Here is a 14,182-nt window from a genome sequence, read left to right as displayed (position 1 = left end):
CGATGCCGCTGCACCGGCGCGGCTTCGACGTGGAGCAGGCGCTGGCGCACCTGCAGCGCCATGATCGGCGCCTGGCCCGCTGGATCGACCGCGTCGGCCCGCTGGATGCGCCGCCGGGATGGCGGCGTCCGTTCGACCCGGTCGATGCACTGGCGCGCGCCATCGTGTTCCAGCAGCTCAGCGGCAAGGCGGCCGCGACCATCGTCGGGCGGGTGGAGGCGGCGATCGACAGCAGGCGCCTGCATGCCGCGACGCTCGCCCGGATCGATGACGCCGGGCTGCGCGCCTGCGGCGTTTCCGGCAACAAGGCGCTGGCGCTGCGCGACCTGGCGCGGCGCGAGCTGGCCGGGGAAATCCCTTCGACCCGGCAGATGGCGTGGATGCATCACGACGCCATCGTCGAGGCGCTGGTACCGGTGCGCGGCATCGGCCGCTGGACGGTGGAGATGATGCTGATGTTCCGGCTCGGGCGGCCGGACATCCTGCCGGTGGACGACCTGGGCATCCGCAAGGGCGCGCAGCGGGTGGATGGCAGCCAGGGGCTGCCCACCCCGCGCGAGCTGCAGGCGCGGGGCCAGTGCTGGGGGCCATATCGCACCTGGGCCAGCCTGTACCTGTGGCGCATCGCCGACCTGGTCGATGCCGGCGGCGCGAAGACCCCGCGCTCGCAGGCGTGAGCGGCCCCGGCGATCGCCGGGCTGGATCGAGGCATCAGCCCCAGGGGCCGCCGTGTGGTGCGGCCGGCGCGTGGCTCACGCAGGCGTGCCGCCGAAGCGCCAGTGCCAGGGCTCGTAGACGATGCCGTGCGGGTTGCCGCGCGGGTAGCTCATGTGGAAGCCGAAACCGCCGGCATGCGCCTGCAGCCAGGCGAAGGCCGCGGTGCGTTCGAACGATTCTTCCGCCGGCGGCTCGCCGGGCGCGCCGATGTCCAGCGCATTGCCGCCGTGGTGCTCGCTGTAGCCCGGCGCGGCATTGACGCTGAGGATCTCCGCCACGCGCTGGCCGCGTGCGAGTTTGCGTTCGAAGATGCCCAACTGGTAATCGTGGCTGCGATAGCCGGAAATCGCATCCAGCGCGATGCCATCGGCCGCGGCGGCGGCGCGCAGGTTGTGCCAGGCGCGAGCGGCGCCGCGGGTCAACCACAGCGCGCGGCGGTAGCGGTCCAGCCCGGCGAAATGCAGGCAGGCCGGTTCCGCGACGCGTGGCAGTCCGCTGTCCGCGGCATAGCGGTGGTCGAGCCCGAGGCGCTGCAGGCGTTCGTCGAGCCGGTCCAGCGGCAGCTGCGTCTCAGCGGGTGGGCCGCAGCGGGGCAGGGCGGTTTCAAGGCGCTGCAGCGCCGCGTCGATGCCCGGCTCGCGGGCCAGGCGTTCGACCATCGGCATCAGCCCTTCCGGGAGCAGCGCGGCCAGGTAGCGCCCGTCGCGTTTGCGGCGCAGCACCGTGCGCGCCCGCGAAAGCAGGCGCGCGTCATGGTTGCTGCGCGCGCGCAGCAGGCCGCCCGGCCACAGTTCGATATCGGGGGTATTGAGCAACAGGCGTGGAGCGGTACGCATGGCGGTAGCTTGGGGCATCGCCGCGGGCCTGTCGATTGCCGGCCCGGTGCCGTGCGCGGCGTGGAAGCCGGGTCTCTACGGCGCGGCGTCGCCGGCCGTCCGCTTCAGCGCATCGAGCAGGGCACGCGGCTGCTCCGGCGACAGCAGCAGCTGCGAGCCGTCGCGCAGCGGCAGCACCAGCACGCGGCTGTGGTCGGTGATCAGGCAGAACGCCTTGCTGCCGTCGCCCATGCGGTAATGGCCTGAACGGAAACCGGGCAGGCCGTAGCCGTTGGTCTTGATCGCCGGCTTCAACGCACGGTGTTCGGCCAGGTCGACGATGCGCGCGCGCTCCAGTTGCAGCGAGCCGATGGCCACGGTCCGGGTATAGAAGGTGGAGCGGACCACCAGGTTGCCGGCATCGAGCGTGATGCGCCTGCGCAGGTAGCCCAGGCTGACCCCCACGCCGGCCAGCGACAGCAGCGCCGGGCCCAGCCAGGCGCGCGGGCTGGCCAGCTGCGCCAGGCCCTTGTCGCCGATCATGAAGGCCAGCGGCAGCACGGTCGCCGCCAGCAGGATGGCCCACAGGATCAGCAGCGGCATGCCGGTTGGCGGGGCAACCGGGTAGTCCTTCGAAGCGTGTATCGCGGTCGGCATTGCTCGGGTTCCTCCGGGAAAGGTCATGGCGCGCCGAGCTTCAGCAGGGGCGCCAGCACGTGCAGCACGATGTCGGCACTGAAATGGGCGAGCATCGCCATCTCCAGCCCGCGTCGCCAGTACAGCCAGCCGCAGACGCAGCCGACCAGCGCGTTGAGCACGACGGTGCGCAGCACGACGATGGCATCCAGTCCCCAGATCTGCGCGGCAGCTGGCAGGTGGCCGACACCGAACAGCACGGCGGCGAGCACGATGGCGACGTGGAAGGCCGCGTTTCCCGGCATGCGCCGGCGCACGCGGGCGACGACCCACAGCATCAGCGTCATCAGGAACAGCCGCAGCTGCAGTTCTTCGGCGATGCCGCCGTAGAACGAGGCCAGTAGCCCATTGAACGCCGATACGCTGGCGGCGGTGGCTGCGGGTGGATTGACCATCGTGGGCAGCCACGGGTCGATCCAGTGCGCGCACAGCAGCACCAGCGCGCCCGAGGCGATGCCGGGCAGGATCGCCTGCAGGGGCGCAGGCCGCTGGAACGTGGCGTTGCCGCTGCCGCCGCACCAGCGCTGCAGCAAGGGCGCGCCGAGGCCAAGGCGGTGGCCCATGCGCAGGCCCAGCAGCGACAGCGCGCCGAGCAGTACGAAGGCCTGCAGCGCCTGCGCGGTCACCAGCACGGACAGCGGCAGCGGGATGCGTTCCAGCTTCTCCGGCATGAGCTGCTGCAGGTAGGGGAACAGTCCGGCCGTGGCCAGTGCCGCGGCCAGCCCGAGCACGCCGGCCATCTTCAGGTCGATCTTCCACGGTGGCGTTGCCACCCTGGGGATCATGGCTGGGCCTTCACCCAGCGGGCGATGTCGTCGATCAGCGCGGTATCGACATGGCCCGGCCTGCGGTATTCGTCCAGCGTGCCCTTGCCTTCGCCGGCGATGCCCAGGTGGTTGAGCGCGGGGTAGAGGTGGAAACGGTAGCGCGGCCCCTGCAGTCCCTGTTTCCAGCGCTGCCAGTCGGCATCGACCACCTGGAAGTCGCGGCCGCCCTGCAGCAACAGCACCGGGAGTCTGCTGTCGCGCGCATCGGCCACCGGGTCGATGCGTTCAAGCTGCTGCCAATAGTGGCCGGGCAGCTCCAGCAGCTTCGCCGCGGGATCGTGGCGCACCTTGGCGATGGCCGCATCCAGCGCGTCCAGGTGCGCCTGTTCCTCGGCGCTGATGCTGCCGTCGAGATCGGCCAGGTAGCGGTTCTGCTCGCCCAGCAGGTCGAGGATCGGGCGCGCCGGCGCCGCCAGCAGGATCAGCCCGGCCACCTTGCCCTGGCTCCTGGCGGCGATGCGGCCGGCCAGCAGGCCGCCCTGGCTGTGGCCGAGCACGTGGATGCGGTCGTGGGCGATGGCGGTATTGCCGGCCAGCGCGGCGACCGCGGCGACGGCATCGTCGGTGGTTTCGTCATCGATGCCGAACGTGCCGCTGAAATCCTGCGGCCGCGCCCGGGTGCGCTTGTCGTAGCGCAGCGAGGCGATGCCCTGTGCGGCCAGGCCGCGGGCGATGTCGAGGAACGGGCGGTTGCCGCCGATGGTCTCGTCGCGGTCCTGCGGGCCGGAGCCATGCACCAGTACCACCGCGGGGAACGGGCCCTTGCCCCGCGGCAGGGTCAGCGTGCCCGGCAGTCCGGGCTTGCCCGACGCCAGCGCAGGCAGGGTGATGGCCTGTTCGCTGAAGGACGCATCAGCGGCCGGCGGTGGCGGTGGCGGTGGCGGCGGCGGGGGCTGCACCAGGAAGCCGGCGATGCGGTCGTCGCTGTCCAGCACCACGCGCGCCAGCACGTTGTCGCGTGCGTAGGCCAGCGGGATGACCACGATGCGGAAGCCGTCGGCTTCGCTGACGCTCGCTTCGCCGCGCGCGCCCGCCGCGCCCAGCAGCGCGGGCAGCGATTCCCACACGGCCTTGAGCTTGTCGGCAGGGACCGCGGCCTTCATCTGCGGCGAGAACGTGGCCTCGGCCGCGGCGTACTGGCCGGCGTCGAGCTGGTCGAGCAGGCGCGTGGCCAGCGCGGTGGGAGAATCGGCGGCCGCTGCGCTGGCCGTGGCCGCGATCGCCACGGCGGCGATCCATGCCTGCAGGCGCTTCATCTCAGGCTTCCTTCTTGAAGACCAGGGTCGGCGAGGAGATGGTGGGCGTGGCGTGCACCACGTTGACCAGTTCCCAGCCGAGCCGGCCGTGCCGGTCCAGTTCTTCCTGCAGCGTTTCCATCTTGAAGTCGCCGAGCATGCCGGTCTTCACTTTGACGACGAGATACTTCCATTGCGTACTCATGGTTCTTCCTCGGTGGATTCGTTCCTGGGTGCGGGCAGCCGCCCGGCCTTGCGCAGCGCATCGCGTATCACATACTCGATCTGCGCGTTGAGGCTGCGCAGTTCGTCGTCGGCCCAGCGCTGCGCCGCCGCCAGTACGTCGGCGTTGATGCGCAGCGGGTAGGCCTTCTTCTCGCTCACCGGCGTCCCGTCCCCACCGGTGCGCGGCGCAGGTGCAGGACCAGCGCCACGCCCAGCGCGTTGACCACCACCACCAGCGCGATCACCACGGCATAGGTGGCCATGCGGTTGCCGGCGGCCAGGTAGAGGCCGATGGCGCCCAGGAACAGGCTCAGCGCGATCAGCGCCCAGCGCAGCCCGAGGCCGCGCGAGTGGCGGCTGCCGTCGCGGCTGCTCCAGGCGGCGATGCCCAGGGCGGGCAGGCCGGTGAGGGCGACGATCAGCGCGGCGAGCAGGTCATTCATCGACGGTGCCTCAGTACAGCGAGCCAGTATTGACCACCGGCTGGGTGCCGCGGTCCGAGCACAGCACGGTGAGCAGGTTGCCGACCATCTGCGCCTTGCGTTCCTCGTCCAGCGCGACCAGGCCGCTCTTCTGCAGTTCGGCCAGGGCCATCTCGACCATGCCCACCGCGCCGGCGACGATGCGCTGGCGCGCGGCGATCACCGCGTTGGCCTGCTGCCGCTGCAGCATCGCCTGGGCGATTTCCGGGGCGTAGGCCAGGTGGCTGATGCGCGCGTCGAGCACCTGCACGCCGGCATCGGCCAGGCGCTCGGCCAGCTCGTCCTTCAGGTGCTGGGAGATCTCGCTGGCATGGCTGCGCAGCGACAGCTGGCCTTCCTCGTGCTGGTCGTAGGGGTAGCTGGTGGCCATCGCGCGCAGCGCCGACTCGGACTGGATGTGCACGAAGCTCTCGTAGTCGTCGACGTTGTAGACCGCCTCGGAGGCGTCCACCACCTGCCACACGATCACCGCGGCGATCTCGATCGGCGAGCCGTCCAGCTCATTGACCTTGAGCTTGCCGCTCTCGAAGTTGCGCACGCGCTGGCTGACTTTCTTCTTGGTGAAGAAGGGGTTGTTCCAGCGCAGGCCGTTGTCCTTGACCGTGCCCACGTACTTGCCGAACAGGCTCACCACCGCGGCCTGGTTGGGCTGGACCATGTACAGCCCGCAGCTCAGGAGCAGGCCGGTGACCGCCAGCAGCAGCCCGCTGAGGACCAGCATGCCGGCCCCGCCGGCCCCGGACTTGGCCAGTACCACCGCGTAGACCAGGGCGGCGGCGCCGGCCAGCATCAACAGCAGCGAGCCCAGCAGGCTGGGGATGCCGGGCAGGGAACCGAGGGCTTTCTCTTTCATGGCGCGTCTTCCGTGGTGGTTGTAATGAAAGATATCAAATTGATATCAACATGCAAGAGGGGGACGGCCACCCGCCGCGGCTAGAATGTGCGCCCCGTTCCCGTCCGGATCCGCCCGATGACCTCGCTTGGTACCCCGCTGTCGCCTTCCGCCACCCGCGTGCTGCTGCTCGGTTCGGGCGAACTGGGCAAGGAAGTGGCGATCGAACTGCAGCGCTTCGGCGTGGAAGTGATCGCCGTGGACCGCTATGCCGATGCCCCGGCGATGCAGGTCGCGCACCGCAGCCATGTGATCGACATGCTCGACCCGCAGGCGCTGCGGGCGGTGATCGCGCGCGAACAGCCGCACCTGGTGGTGCCCGAGATCGAGGCCATCCACACCCCGACCCTGGTGGAGCTCGAGGCCGCGCAGGGCCTGCGGGTGATCCCCACCGCGCGCGCCGCGCGCCTGACCATGGACCGCGAGGGCATCCGCCGCCTGGCGGCCGAGACCCTGGGCCTGCCGACCTCGCCGTACCGCTTCGTCGATACCGAGGCCGAGTACCGCGCCGCGGTGCAGGCCATCGGCCTGCCGTGCGTGGTCAAGCCGGTGATGTCGTCCTCGGGCAAGGGCCAGAGCACGGTGCGCGGCGAGGCCGATATCGGCCCGGCCTGGGACTACGCGCAGACCGGTGGTCGCGCCGGTGCCGGGCGCTGCATCGTCGAGGGCTTCATCGATTTCGACTACGAAATCACCCTGCTTACCGTGCGCCACGCCGGCGGCACCGCGTTCTGCGCGCCGATCGGCCACCTGCAGCGCGACGGCGATTACCGCGAAAGCTGGCAGCCGCAGGCGATGTCGGCCACCGCGCTGGCGCGCGCGCAGGCGGTGGCGCGCGCGATCACCGACGACCTCGGTGGCTGGGGCGTGTTCGGGGTCGAGTTGTTCGTGAAGAACGACGAGGTGTGGTTCAGCGAAGTCAGCCCGCGCCCGCACGACACCGGACTGGTGACGCTGGCGTCGCAGGAGCTGAGCGAGTTCGCGCTGCACGCGCGCGCCATCCTCGGCCTGCCGGTCGGCGCCGGCGACAGCGGGGTGATCGGCCACCACGGCCCGTCGGCGTCGTGCGCGCTGCTGGCGCAGGGCAATGGCGTGCCGTTCTTCAGCAACGTGGCCGATGCGCTGGCGCACCCGGATTCGGCGCTGCGCCTGTTCGGCAAGCCGGTGGTGCAGGGCCAGCGTCGTGTCGGCGTCACCCTGGCCCGTGCCGTGGACGTGGACCAGGCCCGCGCCATCGCCCGCGACGCGGCCGCGGCCATCGGCATCGCGCTGCGCTGACCTGCCGGCCCGCGCGGCAACGGAAAACGCCGGCAGTCGCCGGCGTTTTTTCTTCAGTCGCTGCTGCCTGCGGGCAGGCTCAGCGCACGTCCACCCATACCAGGTGGTGGTCGCTGCCGTCGGCGATCGCGGCTTCCGGGGTGCCGGCCGCGGGCCAGAACACGCCGCCGTCGAGATAGCTGAAACCGGTCGAAGGCAGCACGTAATCCAGCCGCATGGTGCCCGAGCGCGGGCCGAAATCGCCGGTGGCATGCTGCGGCGCGCCGCGGCGCACGATGCCTTTTTCCGCATACGCCAGGCTGGTCTGCTCGCCGCCGGGGCTGGCCGGGGTCGGGTAGCGCAGTACCCGCGGGTGCTCCAGCAGTTCCAGGATGGCGTCATGGCGGCCATCGCCATCGGCGGGGTCGTTGTTGAGGTCGCCGACGATCACGAAGCGCGTATCCGCGGCCAGTCCGCCGCAGCGGCCCTGGTCGTCGCACAGCCATGGCGCGTCGCCGCCGTCGAGGTATTCCTTCCACAGCCGCAGTTCGTCATGGTTGCGCGCGGCGTTGCGCTTTTCCCGGCCGTCGAACACCGGCGGCGTCGGGTGCGAGGCCAGCACGTGCACCGTGCCCAGCGGGGTACGCACCGGCACGTCCCAGTGCGACTTGGACGAAAGCCGCAGCTGCGACCAGACCGTGTCGTTCCAGAACGGCTTGCCGGTGTCCGGGTCGAGCGGGCGGGTCGCGCCGGGCAGCGTGCTCCACTTCAGCCGCTGGAAGCTGCGCACGGCGGCGCTGTCGATCGGGTACTTCGACAACACCAGCATGCCGTACTGGCCCGGGTGCAGGCCGTAGCCCCAGGCATCGTTGCCGCGTTCGCGGCCCTTGCCGCCGACGCTGCCGTTGTTGTCCAGGTCCAGTCCGCTGGGCACGCCGGTGTTGACCGGGGCCAGGTAGCGATACGGATAGCGCAGCGCCTCGCCGCCGCCGACCTGCGCGGTTTCCAGGTAGCGCTGCTGGAACAGGTCCGCGGCGCGATGGGCCTCGTCGAAATCGAACTCGTTGAGCAGCACCAGGTCGGGACGGACGCGCTGCAGCACCGCGGCGATCTTGCGCGCATGCGCGCTGTCGCCTTCCAGTTCGCGGATCAGGCCGCCGGCGTCGTCCGAATACAGCGAGGTGTTGTAGGTCGCCAGCCGCAGCTGGGGAGTGGCCGGCGCTGCCGGCGCGGTGGCCGGGGCAGTGCTGGTGCAGGCGGTGCCGAGCATCGTCAGGGCCAGGAGCAGGGTGTGTTTGTTCATGGCGGCATTCTCGCACCCGGGCGATGAAGCCGGGATGGCAATGCCGCTGCCCGGGGGGCGGGCTAGGGGATGGGGGCGGTGCCGGTGCCGGTGTCCACGTCGAGCCAGCGCCTGCCATCGAAGCTCTCCAGCGGGCGGTAGCGGCGCTTGTAGTCCATCTTGCGGTGGCCGTCGATCCAGTAGCCCAGGTACAGGTGGGGGACCCGGCAACGCTGCGCCCAGTCGATCTGCTGCAGGATCGCGTAGGTGCCCAGCCCGCGCCCGCGTTCATCCGGATCGAAGAACGTGTAGACCGCCGACAGGCCCAGCGGGGTGACGTCGGTGACGGCCACCGCCAGCAGCCGGCCACGCCGGCCGGGGGTACCCGGGGCGCGGATCTCGAGGAAGCGCCCATGCGACCAGCCGCCGATCAGGAACTGGTCGAACTCGTGCGGGCCATGGTCGTCCATGCCGCCCTTGGCATGGCGTGCGGCCAGGTAGCGCCGGTACAGCGCGAACTGCTCGTCGGTGCGTGCGGCCGGCAGCACCCGGCAATCGAGGTCCTGGTTGCGCGCCAGGCAGCGGCGCTGGCTGCGGTCGGGTGCGAAGCGGTCCACCGGCACCCGCACCGGCACGCAGGCCCGGCACTGCTGGCAGTGCGGGCGGTAGACCAGGTCGCCGGAGCGGCGGAAGCCCCAGCCCAATGCCATCGGGTAGAGCTCGCCGAGGCGGCTGTCCTGCGGGTCGAGCACCAGGTCGCGCGCGCGCCGCTCCGGGAAATAGCCGCAGGGGTGCTCGCCGGTCTGGAACAGGCGCAGTTCTTCGTGGGAGTCGCCGTGCAGGGCCATGGCCACAGCATAGCGGCCGGCGGTCTCAATACATGCGTCCGGCAGCACTGCGTGAACGGGGACGGGCTGTCTGCGCCATGAACATCCCCGGCACCGGCGTCAACGCGCGCGGCCGACAGGCGTTGATTGCCATGAGGACGCAGCCGCTGCGCCCGATTTCCCACCACCGGAGCCAGACCATGACCCACCGCAAACCCCTGATCCTGCTGGCCGTATTGCTGGCCGCTTCCGCCACCGGCGCCACCCTGGCCGCCACCGCGCCCACGCAGAAGCCGGGCCCGGCACGGCTGGATGCCAACGGCGACGGCGCGATCGACCGCCAGGAAGCCGCCGCGCACCCGCGCCTGGCGCAGCGTTTCGACGAACTGGATGAGAACAAGGACGGCAGGCTGTCGCGCGAGGAGATGCCGCGCCGGCATGCCCGCGGCGGCGACGGCCACCGCGGCATGGGCGGCCACCCGCGCGGGCACGGCGGCCACGGCTTCATGCGGATGATGGACAGCGACCACGACGGCCGCGTCAGCAGCGCCGAGTACCAGGCCTTCTTCCAGCGCATGGACGTCAACAAGGACGGCTTCATCGACCAGGCCGACCGTGACGCGCGCGCCAAGCAGCGCCGCGAGGAATGGTTCCGCAATGCCGATACCGACAAGGACGGCAAGCTGAGCCCGGCCGAACTGGAAGCTGCCCGCGCCAAGATGGGCACGCGCGGTCCGCGCCCGATGCAGGGGCCGGCGGCCAAGTGAGCCAGCGCCGATGAAACAGAGCCCCGCCATCGCGCGGGGCTCTGCTTTTACCGCCCGCCGCATTGGCCGCGGGCGCGGCGGTCAACGCGCGAGCAGCACGTACAGCACCGCGGCGACCACCAGCACGCTGGACACGGCTACCGCGCTGCGGCCGAACAGGCTGTTGTACAGGCGGGTAGGGCCGCTGCGGCCGTGGCGGGCGGCATCGCGGGCAAGCATCGGGCCCATGATCCGCGGCAGCGTGACCAGGTACTGGTAGTTGATCGCGCACATGCCCACCAGCAGCGTCGCCAGCGACACCACCAGCCCCAGGTGCAGCACCACCACCAGCAGCGTGCTCCCGCAGAACAGCGCGGCGGTGGCGGTGTGCAGGCGCATGAAGCGCTGTACCTGTGCGCGCTCGGCGGCCGATTCGGCGTAGTGCAGCAGGTACAACCCGCCCACCCAGGCGGCCGCGGTGCCGCCGATGGTGGCGCCCAGGGCCAGGCCGAAGTTGAAGCCATCGGCCATCAGCGTGTTGGCCAGCATGCCGACGGAACCGCCCGCCGCACCGCCGCCCACGGCGCTGGCGCCCATGCCGCCGGCGCCGAGCTTGCCCGCGCCGGCCAGGCCGGCGCTGCTGCCGATCACCACGGCGCTGGCGGTGCCGGGCGCGGCCACCATCAGCAGCGAGCCGATGGTGGCGGCGAACGCGGTGCCCGGCGCGCTGCTGCGCGCGAACTCGCCGAAGCGACGCAGCATTTCCTCGCGCACGGTGGCGCGCGCGCGCGACAGGCGCTTGCGCACCGCCGCGTCGCTCAACCCCAGCAGCGCGGCGACCTGTTGCGAACTCTGGCCCTCGCGGTAGAACAGCAGCAGTGCCTCGCGGCTGTCCTCGGGCAGGGCGGAGATGATTTCCTCGGCGACCAGTTCCTCCTCCACCCGCGCCATGGTTTCGGCGGCATCGGGGGTGGGGTCGGCGGCCATGCCGATGGCGATCTCGGCCGCCTGGCCGCTGAGCGGGCGGTTGCGGTTGGCGCGCAGCCAGTCGCGGGCGAGATTGCGGGTGATCTGCCGCAGCCAGGGCAGGAAACTGGAGGGGTTGTTGAGCTGGTTGAGCTGTTGCCAGGCCTTGATGAAGGCTTCCTGGGCGATGTCCTCGCTGGCCTGCACGTCGCGGGTGATGGCCAGGGCGATGGCGGTCACCGTGTTCTGGCAGGCCACCACGATGCGCCCGTAGGACTGGGTGCAGCCGCCGCGGGCGGCGGGCAGTTCGCGGTGCAGCAGGGATTCGAGCGTGGCAGCGGTCATGGGCGGCTCCCGGTGGTCTGCAGCACAGGACGGAGCCCGCCGGCCGATGTGACTGCCCGCTTGCCGGTCAGGGCTTCGGCGGTGGCGGCGGCGTGGCCGGTGCCGGCTGGCTGGGCTGGATGCGTACGCGGAAGCCGTCACCGCTGTCCTGGGCCGGTGCCGGCTGCACCTGCGGCGCGGGTGCCGGTGCGGCCGGCGGTGTGGCGCGGTGGCGCAGCATGATCACCAGGGCCACGCCGGCGATCACCAGCAGCAGGGCGATGCGGATGCGCCAGGCCCAGCCGCGGCCGCCGGACTGCGCCGGAGCGTCGCGGAACGCGTAATCGGCGACCGGATGGTCGCGGCGGGTGGTATCGAGCAGGCGGGCATCGCGCAGGATCTCGCGGGCGCGCGGCTGGTCGTCGGCGCGCACCACCCACACCGTGGGCAGCTGGCTGTCGTCCTTCTTGTCCAGGTAACTGAACTGGCCGCGGCGCCTGCTCTGGTACGAGCGGCCGTTGGTGAGGCGGACCTCGATGCCGGCCTCGCGCAGCAGGTTGGCCACGCCTTCGGCGTTTTCCACGCGCTGGCTGGAGAAAATCTTGCGCATGTTTACTCCCCGCCGCCTTCGCCGGCGGCCGGCGCGACCCGGATCAGCCCTTCCTGCGCGGTGCTGGCCACCAGCACGCCCTGGCGGGTGAAGAACTGGCCCCGCGCCAGGCCGCGCGCATCCTGCGCGCTGGGGCTGTCGAGCGAGTACAGCAGCCAGTCGTCCACCCGGAACGGGCGGTGGAACCAGATGGCATGGTCGAGCGAGGCCATCTGCACGTGCGGCTGGTAGTAGCTGATGCCGTGCGGGAAGGTCGCGGTGCCCAGCAGGTGGAAATCCGAGGCGTAGGCCAGCAGCGCCTGGTGCAGTTCCGGCGCGTCGCCGACGCGTTCGTTCAGGCGCATCCACACCTGGTGGTAGGGCGGGCGCTTGGGCGGATCGAGTTCGTCGCGCGGGTAGACGTGGCGGAATTCGAACGGGCCGCCGCGCGAGAGCCAGCGCTGTACCTTCACCGGCAGCCGCTCCAGCACTTCCGGCGGCAGCGGGCGGTTGGGCTCGATGTCTTCGGGCTGCGGCACCTCGGGCATCTTGTGCTGGTGCTCGGCGCCGCGCTCGGCCTGCTGGAACGATGCCGCGCAGAAGAAGATCACCTTGCCGTGCTGGATCGCGGTAACCCGGCGCACCGAGAAGCTGCCACCGTCGCGGGTACGGTCGACGTCGTAGATGATCGGGTGGTCGATGTTGCCGGCGCGCAGGAAGTAGGCGTGCAGCGAATGCACGTGGCGGCCGTTGTCGATGGTGGCCTGGGCGGCGGCCAGCGCCTGCCCCAGCACCTGCCCGCCGAACACGTACTTGGTGCCGATGTCGCGGCTCTGGCCCCGGAACAGGTTGTCCTCCAGCCGCTCCAGCGACAGCAGGTCGATCAGTTCGGGTACCACGGGGTCGGCGTTGGGGAGCAAGACGGCGGGCCTGGGTTTCGACAGGCGGCGATTATAGCGGCCGGGGCCCGGCGGCCACGGGGTCGCCATGCATGGCCTCAGGCCTTGCCCAGCTTCGCCGCCAATGCCTGCAGCGCCGCCTGGGCGTCGGCCGAGTACCAGGCCTCGACGAAGCGCTCCAGCTGGATGTGCTGCGGCTGCATCGCCTCGTGCAGGTCGGCGCGGGCGATGGCGCGGGTCTGCAGCATCGGCTGCCGCGGCAGCTTCAGCTGCGCCTGCAGCCAGGCCAGCGCGCGCGCGACCACGGCATCGGCGCCGTCGGCCAGCTCGTCCACCAGCCCGATCTCCAGCGCGCGCTCGGCGCTGACCAGTTGCCCGCCCGCCAGCAGCACCCCGGCCCGGTGCGCACCGACCACGCGCCGCATCAGGCGCTGGATGCCTTCCGGCGCGACCAGTCCCACCTGCACCTCGTTCAGGCCGATCAGGTACGGCTTGGCCGGGTCGGCGCTGCGCGCCATCACCCGGTAGTCGCAGCACAGCGCCAGCACGCAGCCGCCGGCCGGGGAGTGCCCGGTCAACGCGGCCACCACCGGGATGCGGCTGTCGGCCAGCGTGCGCGCGGCGCCGAAGAACGCCTGCCAGCTGTCCATCAGCCGCTGCCGGTCCTCGCCATGGCGCAGCAGGTAGGGCACGTCCATGCCGCCGGTGAAGACGCGCTCGCTGCCGGACAGCACCACGCCCTGCACGTCCTCGGCCATGGCCTGGTTCATCGCCGCGATGAGCGCGCGGCACAGCTCGGTATCCAGCGCGTTGACCGGCGGCCGTGCCAGCCGCAGTTCGCGGACGGGGCCGTGGTTGATCGTGTCGATGAGCGTTGTCATGCTGCGGCCTCGAATTACGGCAGGGAGTCGATGGTCCGATGATAACCAAACCATTCGCGTGCGTACTGTTGGCGGTCGCGGGCGTCGCCGCCAGCGCCGTGGCGCAGGCCGCCCCATCCCCGTGCGTGCGCCTGGACGGCGGCTGGATCCGCTTCCCGGCGATGGCGCACATGGCCGGTGGCTTCGGTCGCATCGACAACGCCTGCAAGGCGGACGTGGCGGTGACCGCGGTGCGCAGCCCGGCGTTCAAGGACGTGTCCCTGCATGAGACCACGCTGGTCGATGGCGTCAGCCGCATGCGCGCGATCGAACGCTTGCCGGTCGCGGCGGGCAAGGGCGTCGAGCTCAAGCCCGGCGGCCTGCACCTGATGCTGATGGACGGCACCGGTCCGTTGCGCGAGGGCCAGCGCGTGCCGTTGTCGCTGGTCCTGTCCGATGGCACCGAGGTGCAGGGCGAACTGGTGGTGCGCAAGCCCTGAGCCGCCCGGCCGCAACGGCCCGGGCCCGGGGCGAACGGGCAGG

The 14,182-nt window shown here is 71.3% G+C and carries 18 protein-coding genes; 4 read left to right on the top strand and 14 right to left on the bottom strand.

Annotated features, from left to right (window positions below):
- Window positions 1-2: 2 nt before the first annotated feature.
- Complete coding sequence (locus F0P95_RS14960) at window positions 3-677, top strand: DNA-3-methyladenine glycosylase family protein (protein WP_182334890.1); 675 nt, start codon at window positions 3-5, stop codon at window positions 675-677.
- A gap of 75 nt (window positions 678-752) precedes the next feature.
- Here the strand turns inward: F0P95_RS14960 and F0P95_RS14955 are convergent, their stop codons facing one another.
- The 8 genes from F0P95_RS14955 to F0P95_RS14920 all read right to left on the bottom strand — a co-directional run bounded on the left by F0P95_RS14955 (window position 753) and on the right by F0P95_RS14920 (window position 5,850).
- Entirely contained in the window at window positions 753-1,553 is an 801-nt protein-coding gene (locus tag F0P95_RS14955; protein WP_182334889.1) for a M15 family metallopeptidase, read from the bottom strand.
- 75 nt (window positions 1,554-1,628) lie between these two features.
- Window positions 1,629-2,189: a PH domain-containing protein gene (locus tag F0P95_RS14950; protein WP_182334888.1), complete on the bottom strand. Its 561-nt coding sequence runs from the start codon at window positions 2,187-2,189 to the stop codon at window positions 1,629-1,631.
- A gap of 23 nt (window positions 2,190-2,212) precedes the next feature.
- Complete coding sequence (locus F0P95_RS14945) at window positions 2,213-3,013, bottom strand: CPBP family intramembrane glutamic endopeptidase (protein WP_182334887.1); 801 nt, start codon at window positions 3,011-3,013, stop codon at window positions 2,213-2,215.
- A complete protein-coding gene (locus F0P95_RS14940; protein WP_182334886.1) occupies window positions 3,010-4,311 on the bottom strand; it encodes an alpha/beta hydrolase in 1,302 nt (433 codons plus the stop codon). The genes F0P95_RS14945 and F0P95_RS14940 overlap by 4 nt, the downstream gene beginning before the upstream one ends.
- 1 nt (window position 4,312) lies before the next feature.
- On the bottom strand, window positions 4,313-4,495 hold the full coding sequence (locus tag F0P95_RS14935; protein ID WP_182334885.1) for a DUF4177 domain-containing protein: 183 nt from the start codon (window positions 4,493-4,495) through the stop codon (window positions 4,313-4,315).
- Window positions 4,492-4,674: a type II toxin-antitoxin system antitoxin gene (locus F0P95_RS14930; protein WP_182334884.1), complete on the bottom strand. Its 183-nt coding sequence runs from the start codon at window positions 4,672-4,674 to the stop codon at window positions 4,492-4,494. Before F0P95_RS14930 ends, F0P95_RS14935 begins: the two co-directional genes overlap by 4 nt.
- Window positions 4,671-4,958, bottom strand: coding sequence for a hypothetical protein (locus tag F0P95_RS14925; RefSeq protein ID WP_182334883.1), 288 nt, complete (start codon window positions 4,956-4,958; stop codon window positions 4,671-4,673). The genes F0P95_RS14930 and F0P95_RS14925 overlap by 4 nt, the downstream gene beginning before the upstream one ends.
- Window positions 4,959-4,968: 10 nt before the next feature.
- Window positions 4,969-5,850 carry an SPFH domain-containing protein gene (locus F0P95_RS14920; protein WP_182334882.1) on the bottom strand — a complete coding sequence of 294 codons (882 nt, stop codon included), beginning with the start codon at window positions 5,848-5,850 and terminating at the stop codon, window positions 4,969-4,971.
- A 117-nt stretch (window positions 5,851-5,967) separates the two neighbouring features.
- Here F0P95_RS14920 and purT point away from each other — a divergent pair, with 117 nt between their 5' ends.
- Window positions 5,968-7,167, top strand: a complete 1,200-nt coding sequence (gene purT, locus F0P95_RS14915; RefSeq protein ID WP_182334881.1) for a formate-dependent phosphoribosylglycinamide formyltransferase — start codon at window positions 5,968-5,970, stop codon at window positions 7,165-7,167.
- 79 nt (window positions 7,168-7,246) lie between these two features.
- Here the strand turns inward: purT and F0P95_RS14910 are convergent, their stop codons facing one another.
- Both F0P95_RS14910 and F0P95_RS14905 read right to left on the bottom strand, forming a co-directional pair.
- On the bottom strand, window positions 7,247-8,449 hold the full coding sequence (locus tag F0P95_RS14910) for an endonuclease/exonuclease/phosphatase family protein (protein ID WP_182334880.1): 1,203 nt from the start codon (window positions 8,447-8,449) through the stop codon (window positions 7,247-7,249).
- 62 nt (window positions 8,450-8,511) lie between these two features.
- Window positions 8,512-9,276, bottom strand: a complete 765-nt coding sequence (locus F0P95_RS14905) for an arginyltransferase (RefSeq protein WP_182334879.1) — start codon at window positions 9,274-9,276, stop codon at window positions 8,512-8,514.
- Between the two features lie 179 nt (window positions 9,277-9,455).
- Between F0P95_RS14905 and F0P95_RS14900 the strand changes: the two genes are divergently transcribed.
- On the top strand, window positions 9,456-10,022 hold the full coding sequence (locus F0P95_RS14900; protein ID WP_182334878.1) for an EF-hand domain-containing protein: 567 nt from the start codon (window positions 9,456-9,458) through the stop codon (window positions 10,020-10,022).
- 81 nt (window positions 10,023-10,103) lie between these two features.
- Here F0P95_RS14900 and F0P95_RS14895 read toward each other — a convergent pair whose 3' ends face one another.
- From F0P95_RS14895 to F0P95_RS14880, 4 genes are all read right to left on the bottom strand, one after another.
- The gene (locus F0P95_RS14895; protein ID WP_182334877.1) at window positions 10,104-11,312 is read right to left on the bottom strand and encodes an RNA polymerase sigma factor; all 1,209 of its coding nucleotides are present in this window, start codon (window positions 11,310-11,312) and stop codon (window positions 10,104-10,106) included.
- A gap of 67 nt (window positions 11,313-11,379) precedes the next feature.
- A complete protein-coding gene (locus tag F0P95_RS14890) occupies window positions 11,380-11,901 on the bottom strand; it encodes a putative signal transducing protein (protein WP_182334876.1) in 522 nt (173 codons plus the stop codon).
- Window positions 11,902-11,903: 2 nt separating this feature from the next.
- Window positions 11,904-12,800, bottom strand: a complete 897-nt coding sequence (tesB, locus tag F0P95_RS14885; RefSeq protein ID WP_182334875.1) for an acyl-CoA thioesterase II — start codon at window positions 12,798-12,800, stop codon at window positions 11,904-11,906.
- Between the two features lie 77 nt (window positions 12,801-12,877).
- Window positions 12,878-13,660, bottom strand: a complete 783-nt coding sequence (locus F0P95_RS14880) for an enoyl-CoA hydratase/isomerase family protein (protein WP_182334874.1) — start codon at window positions 13,658-13,660, stop codon at window positions 12,878-12,880.
- A 38-nt stretch (window positions 13,661-13,698) separates the two neighbouring features.
- Between F0P95_RS14880 and F0P95_RS14875 the strand changes: the two genes are divergently transcribed.
- Window positions 13,699-14,139, top strand: coding sequence for a copper chaperone PCu(A)C (locus F0P95_RS14875; protein WP_182334873.1), 441 nt, complete (start codon window positions 13,699-13,701; stop codon window positions 14,137-14,139).
- The last annotated feature ends 43 nt before the right edge of the window (window positions 14,140-14,182 follow it).

It is taken from the genome of Stenotrophomonas acidaminiphila, from assembly GCF_014109845.1.
Classification (GTDB): Bacteria; Pseudomonadota; Gammaproteobacteria; order Xanthomonadales; family Xanthomonadaceae; genus Stenotrophomonas; species Stenotrophomonas acidaminiphila.
This window is presented reverse-complemented; position numbering and strand designations above follow the sequence as displayed.

Coding starts and splice junctions, on each gene's coding strand:
- F0P95_RS14960 (WP_182334890.1), top strand. CDS start 3: ATGCCGCTGCACCGGCGCGGCTTCGACGTGGAGCAGGCGCTGGCGCAC.
- F0P95_RS14955 (WP_182334889.1), bottom strand. CDS start 1,553: ATGCGTACCGCTCCACGCCTGTTGCTCAATACCCCCGATATCGAACTG.
- F0P95_RS14950 (WP_182334888.1), bottom strand. CDS start 2,189: ATGCCGACCGCGATACACGCTTCGAAGGACTACCCGGTTGCCCCGCCA.
- F0P95_RS14945 (WP_182334887.1), bottom strand. CDS start 3,013: ATGATCCCCAGGGTGGCAACGCCACCGTGGAAGATCGACCTGAAGATG.
- F0P95_RS14940 (WP_182334886.1), bottom strand. CDS start 4,311: ATGAAGCGCCTGCAGGCATGGATCGCCGCCGTGGCGATCGCGGCCACG.
- F0P95_RS14935 (WP_182334885.1), bottom strand. CDS start 4,495: ATGAGTACGCAATGGAAGTATCTCGTCGTCAAAGTGAAGACCGGCATG.
- F0P95_RS14925 (WP_182334883.1), bottom strand. CDS start 4,958: ATGAATGACCTGCTCGCCGCGCTGATCGTCGCCCTCACCGGCCTGCCC.
- F0P95_RS14920 (WP_182334882.1), bottom strand. CDS start 5,850: ATGAAAGAGAAAGCCCTCGGTTCCCTGCCCGGCATCCCCAGCCTGCTG.
- purT (WP_182334881.1), top strand. CDS start 5,968: ATGACCTCGCTTGGTACCCCGCTGTCGCCTTCCGCCACCCGCGTGCTG.
- F0P95_RS14910 (WP_182334880.1), bottom strand. CDS start 8,449: ATGAACAAACACACCCTGCTCCTGGCCCTGACGATGCTCGGCACCGCC.
- F0P95_RS14905 (WP_182334879.1), bottom strand. CDS start 9,276: ATGGCCCTGCACGGCGACTCCCACGAAGAACTGCGCCTGTTCCAGACC.
- F0P95_RS14900 (WP_182334878.1), top strand. CDS start 9,456: ATGACCCACCGCAAACCCCTGATCCTGCTGGCCGTATTGCTGGCCGCT.
- F0P95_RS14895 (WP_182334877.1), bottom strand. CDS start 11,312: ATGACCGCTGCCACGCTCGAATCCCTGCTGCACCGCGAACTGCCCGCC.
- F0P95_RS14890 (WP_182334876.1), bottom strand. CDS start 11,901: ATGCGCAAGATTTTCTCCAGCCAGCGCGTGGAAAACGCCGAAGGCGTG.
- F0P95_RS14880 (WP_182334874.1), bottom strand. CDS start 13,660: ATGACAACGCTCATCGACACGATCAACCACGGCCCCGTCCGCGAACTG.
- F0P95_RS14875 (WP_182334873.1), top strand. CDS start 13,699: ATGATAACCAAACCATTCGCGTGCGTACTGTTGGCGGTCGCGGGCGTC.